General features: G+C 38.2%; 6 protein-coding genes and 2 pseudogenes. 6 read left to right on the top strand and 2 right to left on the bottom strand.

All coding sequences use genetic code 11. The annotated features are described in order from the left end of the window. The 4 genes and pseudogenes from LACDD01_RS12240 to LACDD01_RS02745 form a co-directional block, all read left to right on the top strand. Window positions 1-497 (top strand): annotated as a pseudogene (locus LACDD01_RS12240) (ring-cleaving dioxygenase); the annotation flags it as partial. Beyond that, a complete protein-coding gene (locus tag LACDD01_RS12620) occupies window positions 487-684 on the top strand; it encodes a hypothetical protein (RefSeq protein WP_019292325.1) in 198 nt (65 codons plus the stop codon). The pseudogene LACDD01_RS12240 and the gene LACDD01_RS12620, both read left to right, overlap by 11 nt. Before the next feature lie 44 nt (window positions 685-728). After that, window positions 729-1,304, top strand: a complete 576-nt coding sequence (locus LACDD01_RS02750; RefSeq protein ID WP_019293474.1) for a TMEM175 family protein — start codon at window positions 729-731, stop codon at window positions 1,302-1,304. A 103-nt stretch (window positions 1,305-1,407) separates the two neighbouring features. Further along, complete coding sequence (locus LACDD01_RS02745) at window positions 1,408-1,827, top strand: N-acetyltransferase (RefSeq protein ID WP_019292323.1); 420 nt, start codon at window positions 1,408-1,410, stop codon at window positions 1,825-1,827. A gap of 35 nt (window positions 1,828-1,862) precedes the next feature. Here LACDD01_RS02745 and LACDD01_RS02740 read toward each other — a convergent pair whose 3' ends face one another. Then, window positions 1,863-3,338 carry an amidase family protein gene (locus LACDD01_RS02740; protein ID WP_061413131.1) on the bottom strand — a complete coding sequence of 492 codons (1,476 nt, stop codon included), beginning with the start codon at window positions 3,336-3,338 and terminating at the stop codon, window positions 1,863-1,865. Continuing rightward, window positions 3,325-4,173: a transporter substrate-binding domain-containing protein gene (locus tag LACDD01_RS02735; protein WP_019292322.1), complete on the bottom strand. Its 849-nt coding sequence runs from the start codon at window positions 4,171-4,173 to the stop codon at window positions 3,325-3,327. The genes LACDD01_RS02740 and LACDD01_RS02735 overlap by 14 nt, the downstream gene beginning before the upstream one ends. 140 nt (window positions 4,174-4,313) lie before the next feature. Here LACDD01_RS02735 and LACDD01_RS02730 point away from each other — a divergent pair, with 140 nt between their 5' ends. Next, window positions 4,314-4,760, top strand: coding sequence for an SACOL1771 family peroxiredoxin (locus LACDD01_RS02730; protein ID WP_061413130.1), 447 nt, complete (start codon window positions 4,314-4,316; stop codon window positions 4,758-4,760). A 109-nt stretch (window positions 4,761-4,869) separates the two neighbouring features. Further along, a pseudogene (locus LACDD01_RS02725) lies at window positions 4,870-5,408 on the top strand (bifunctional glutamate--cysteine ligase/glutathione synthetase); the annotation flags it as partial.

The raw sequence follows: 5,408 nt of genomic DNA, 5'->3' as shown, positions 1-5,408 counted from the left end.
GTGCTGTCAGATGTACCTGCAGCTTTCCAAATCACAGGACTCTGGGGCAGTCGTCTTTACAGCTCAAATCTTGAGCAGACAAGGATCTTTTTCCAAGAGATACTTGGGAGTGAGGGAGGTATTACGCTTCTTCCCGCAACATCTAAAGAAGGCAAACGAGTCTGGGGGAGAGGGTCAATTGACCATATCGCTTTTGCAGTTCCTAACAGTAAAGCGCTCGATAATATATGGGAAAAAGCGCTAAGCTTAGGTTATGAGAGAGAATTATATGCGGATCGTGGTTATTTTCGATCGGTATATCTTAAAGAGCCAGGCGGTGTAAGGGTTGAGTTTGCGACCCTAACTCCAGGCTTTACTCTGGATGAATCAGTTCAAGATTTGGGAAGCGATTTAGCTTTACTGCCACGTTATGAAGCAAAACGTCAAGAACTCTTGCGCTATTATCAAAAGCAAGGTGTTCATTTTAAAAAAAGAAAGAAGAAAATCATGAAAATTAAAGTACAACATCTTAACGGCCGTCAAGAAAGTAAAGAATTCGCTAACGTAGAAGAATTTGTTCTCCTCCAAAATCGTGAAATTCCTGCTTTAGAAGATTCAGCTAAAGTATTAGAACTCGAAATTGATGGTCAAAACCGCGAATTTGAAGGAAATATTGCTGCGCTTTATTTTGAATTGAGCAAATAATAAATCCCCGCCTGCTTGGCGATAATAATACATGGAGAAACAAAATGACAAGTGGACGTTTATCTGCATTTACAGATGGAATTGTCGCCATCTTAATTACTGTTATGGTTTTAAACCTGCGCATTCCTAAAGGTCCAAATTGGACAGACTTATTTGATATGGGATTTATTTTCTTAACCTATCTTGCAAGTTTTTACTTGTTGGCCATCTATTGGAATAACCATCATCACCTTTTCCATCTGGCTGAACGTGTTTCAGGAAGAATTCTGTGGTGGAATGTCGTGCTCTTATTTTTTATGAGTTTCATTCCCTTTACCACAAACTGGCTGTCTGAATTTTCAGGTTCAAAAACGCCTGAGATTGTTTATGCTGTAAATAACTTATTTATTGATATTATTTTCAATATCTTAAGCTACGAAATTTTTAAATCGAGAAATTATAAACTAAAGGACATGCATTGGGTTTGGAAAGGCGGTTTCTCCATCCTCATTTTAATGGTCGGAATTTTACTGACCGTTTTACTGCCTGTAGCTCAGATTTCATTAGTGGCAACAATCTTGAGTATGATTCCGTGGGTAATTCCAGATAAGCAGATTGAAAATTATGTCAATAAAAATTAAACAATCTATTGTCAAAAAAAGTGGCTCAACACAGTGTTTGGTCACTTTTATTTTGTTGAAAGAAACATAAATTGTGTTAAGATGAAGTGAGAGGAGAAGAAGCATGATCAGAAAAATGAAGGCTGAAGACCTGCAAAAAGTTGTAGAGCTTTGGCTGAGAGTTAATATTGCTAATCATCGGTTCATCAAGCGTGAGTACTGGCTGAAGCAAGCTGCAGCTGTTGAAGAAGCCATGAAAGATGCTGAAATATATGTTTACGAAGAAAACCAAAAAATCATTGCTTTTGTCGGTTTGATTGACCAATATATTGCAGGCATTTTTGTGAGTAATAGCAAGCAGTCTAAAGGTATTGGCAAATCACTTTTACAGCATATTAAAGCTTCAAGTCAAACGCTCTCTTTAAAAGTTTACCAGAAAAATGAAGGTGCTCTTCGTTTCTACCAAAGGGAAGGCTTTAAAATAGTGGCTGAAGGCTTAGATGAAGATAATAATGAAAAAGAGTTTTTGATGACTTGGAACTAAAAAGAACCATATTTTGGTTCTTTTTTGATTTTTACTCAATTGTTATAAAACTCAGGTAAGATGAACTGGTCATTATTTTCAAATTGTAAAGCGAGACTTAGCATCAATACTTCCGAGTTTTTCTGGCCCCAAAGTTGAACACCTTGTGGTAAATGTGTTTCTTCCTCCAAGTAAATTGGAAGTGACAAGGCAGGTTGTCCTGTGAGATTACTGATAAAGTTGTAAGGCGTGAAAGCTAAGGAGTTTTCGAATGCTTGTTCTATGGTTGAGATTTGTTCAGAAAAGTCGTATAACTCCATGTGTTTCATTTTTTCCGTAATGTTAGGATGGATGAGTTCTTCGTCCACTTTGGGGGCTGTTTTGGCTGTTGTCGGCGTTAAGAAGAGGTCAAAATTTTTGAAAATTTCTTCATCCAATGTGGCACATGCGCTATCCCACTTATTTAAAGCTTGAACATAAGAAGCAGCATCCGCATTACGACCAGCTTCTAACAAGGCATAAGTTAGTGGCTCTACATCACTGTTAATTATCTTGCGGTCATTAGCAATTTCCCAAGGTTTAAGCATAGCATATGTTTCAGCAGCATTCATTTGATAATATGTTTGAATCAAAGGGCGAGCATCGAAAGGAAAAGAAACCTCAGTTAGTTGATGACCTTGAGCTTTTAGAAAGTCGACGGCTTTTTGAAGGGCGGCCTTAGAAGTCTCCGAAAGCATTATTCCCGATACCGGTGATTCAAAGGAATAAGCAATGTTTAAAGCTTTGTTTGGTTCTGTGAGATGATGCAGTGCCTTCTTATCTAATAACTCTGTTTGATAAGGATCAGCTTCTTGTTTAAGTTGCATTTCGGCCACAAAACTTGCTGTATCACGTACAGAAACAGTTAAAGCTCCAGTAGTTGCTGCACCTTGCCAACCTCGGTAGTTTCCTGGGCCCTGTGGCATAAGACCTCGTGTCATTTTCAAACCAATAAGACCTGAAAAAGAAGCAGGAATACGTATGGAGCCACCACCATCAGATGCGCCAGCCATGGGGAAAGTCCCAGAAGCTACAGCGGAAGCAGCACCACCTGAAGAGCCACCAGAGTAATAAGCTGTATTCCAAACATTACGTGTGTCGCCATAAAGAGCTGAGTCTGTAATATTTTTAAAACCAAATTCAGGAGAGTTTGTCTGTCCGAAAGGCGTTAAGCCAGCTTTAAGAGCAGCTTTGACAAAGTTATCGTCTGAATGGGCCATACTGTCTTCAAAAAGTTTTGAACTCGAAGTTGACGGAAGCCCTGCATGATCTTGCCCCAGCATCTTTAGTGGAAAGGGAAGACCTGCGAAATAGCCGTTTTCTGTTTTTGATAAATCAGCTTGAGCCTGATGCAAGTCATAGGCAACGACGGCATTGTATTGCGGATTGATTTTTTCCAGTTTTTTTTGAGTGTTTTGGAGTAATTCAGTAGCACTGATTTGACCAGCACGGATTTTTTCTGCCCAATATGTAGCGTCTTTAATCTTTCTCATCTTTCATATCTTCCTCTCTAGGAGTAAAATCGCCACCGAGGTATTTTTCAGAAAGTTTTTTCATCGTTCCATTTTCTTGAAGTTTTACCAAGGCTTTATCGACTTTCTGTTGTAGGTCTTTGTCTTCTTTTTCCTTACCAAAAATGAAATAGCTAAATCCTGTATGTTTATCTGTCTCGCCTAAATCAATTGGTTCGACTTTTAAATTATAAGCATGTTGTTGAATGATTTGTGTGAGGGAAATTTGATCGTAAATCACAAAGTCACTTTTTCCTGAGTCAACATCAGCAACATAAGAAGCTAATGGATAGCTGGCGTCCATATATTTTAAATTCATTGCTTTGTCAGGATTTTCCTTGTTCCAGTTTTCCAGCATTGTTGCGACTTGAACACCAGATAAGACTTCGGTGGTTTTACCGGCTAAGTCATTCAAAGATTTGACTTGTAAATCAGGTTTAACTGCTACCGATGTTGCTGACTTGGATAGAGGCAGTGAGTAATTGTATTTTTCTGCACGTTCAGGTGTCCAAGAAAGAGCATTTGCAGCCATTTGAAAACGTCCATTATCAATTCCAGAAAGCACGGAATTAAAATCAATCACTTGGAATTTTAATTTGTATTCAGGAAGTTCTTTGAAAACAGCGCGTGCAAGTTCCACATCATAACCTGTTAACTTATTGTCTTCCATATAAGTATTAGGTTTTGAGTTGGCATTTGTGGCCACGATAATTTCCTTTGGCTCAGGCTTAACGCTTTCTTTTTTGCTGCAAGCGGTCAAAACCCCAAAAGAAGTGAGAGAAAATAAGGCTAGACCTAAAACTAATTTTTTATTCATTTATGTATAATGGGTTTTTGCAAACCCTTCCTTTCTGTATATTTTTATTTTAGCAAATTTTAAAAATTCAGAAGCTTTTTATGTTTGGAAATTTTTGGTATGATCAAAAAGAACAAAAGAATAGGATAGAGGAGATAAAAATGGCAAAACATATCTTTACATCGCAAATTAATTGGCCCGGTGGACGTAATGCTGTTGGAAAGCTAGAAACAGGCGCTTTGCAAGAGAAAATTTCGATTCCATCTGTGATGGATGGTCCAGGTGTGGGGACGAATCCAGACGAAATGCTCTTGGGCGCTGCAAGTACTTGCTATACGATTACACTAGCAGCTTTACTTGAACGCAATGAGATTGCAGTACTTGATTTTAAAGTTGAATCTGAAGCAACAGTTAGTGTTGAAAAAGGAGTTTTTACTTATGAAAAAATTGTCCATGACCTTTATTTGAAAATTGATGAAAAAACAGATTACGACAAGACTTATCGTCTTGCTCAATATGCCGAAACTTCTTGCATGATTTCGAGAGCTGTGCAAGGTAATATTGCAATCGAAGCTAACATCCATCTAGAAAAGGAAAAAGCAAGTTAAGCTGATATTCCATTTTTATTTTGGTGGAGGGTAAGTACTAACATGATATAATAGCAGTAAAAGTTTCAAAAAATTCAATTCGAGAAAAAATAGAAATCTGGAAATAAAAATGACGATTGCTTATCCTAAAATACTCTCAAGCTCACAAGTAAAACCTTATCTTTTTCAAGCGCGGTTTGGCTTAGAAAGAGAAGGTCACCGTGTGGATTCATCAGGAAACATAAGCCACTTAAACCATCCGGTAGCACTTGGTTCGCGGAGCTTTCATCCTTATCTTCAAACTGACTTTTCAGAAACACAAATGGAAGCCATTACTCCAGTTTTTGAAGAGCCAAAGCAAGCGCTACAATTTATGGAGGCTCTTCATGACGTGAAGATTCGCTCTCTTGAACAAGACGAGCTCCTCTGGGCCCAATCCATGCCACCCGCTTTGCCGGAAAATGAATCAAATATCCGTCTTGCCAATCTAGAAAAAAAAGAAGATGTCCTTTACCGTGAAGGTTTAGCAGAAAAATATGGCAAAAGAAAGCAAATGGTTTCTGGTATTCACTACAACTTTGAGTTTGGTGAGGATTTGCTAGAAGCGATGTGGAAGCAACAACGAGCGACAGATTTTAAAGCTTTCAAATCTGAAATTTATATGAAGCT

This window comes from Lactococcus sp. DD01 (genome assembly GCF_001578715.1).
GTDB classification, from domain to species: Bacteria; Bacillota; Bacilli; order Lactobacillales; family Streptococcaceae; genus Lactococcus; species Lactococcus petauri.
The sequence above is the reverse complement of the archived record's forward strand: the minus strand, read 5'-3'. Positions and strand labels throughout refer to the sequence as shown.

What these genes read in the sequence shown, in the direction of transcription:
- LACDD01_RS02735 (WP_019292322.1), bottom strand. Translation starts at nt 4,173, where the DNA reads ATGAATAAAAAATTAGTTTTAGGTCTAGCCTTATTTTCTCTCACTTCT.
- LACDD01_RS02745 (WP_019292323.1), top strand. Translation starts at nt 1,408, where the DNA reads ATGATCAGAAAAATGAAGGCTGAAGACCTGCAAAAAGTTGTAGAGCTT.
- LACDD01_RS02740 (WP_061413131.1), bottom strand. Translation starts at nt 3,338, where the DNA reads ATGAGAAAGATTAAAGACGCTACATATTGGGCAGAAAAAATCCGTGCT.
- LACDD01_RS12620 (WP_019292325.1), top strand. Translation starts at nt 487, where the DNA reads ATGAAAATTAAAGTACAACATCTTAACGGCCGTCAAGAAAGTAAAGAA.
- LACDD01_RS02750 (WP_019293474.1), top strand. Translation starts at nt 729, where the DNA reads ATGACAAGTGGACGTTTATCTGCATTTACAGATGGAATTGTCGCCATC.
- LACDD01_RS02730 (WP_061413130.1), top strand. Translation starts at nt 4,314, where the DNA reads ATGGCAAAACATATCTTTACATCGCAAATTAATTGGCCCGGTGGACGT.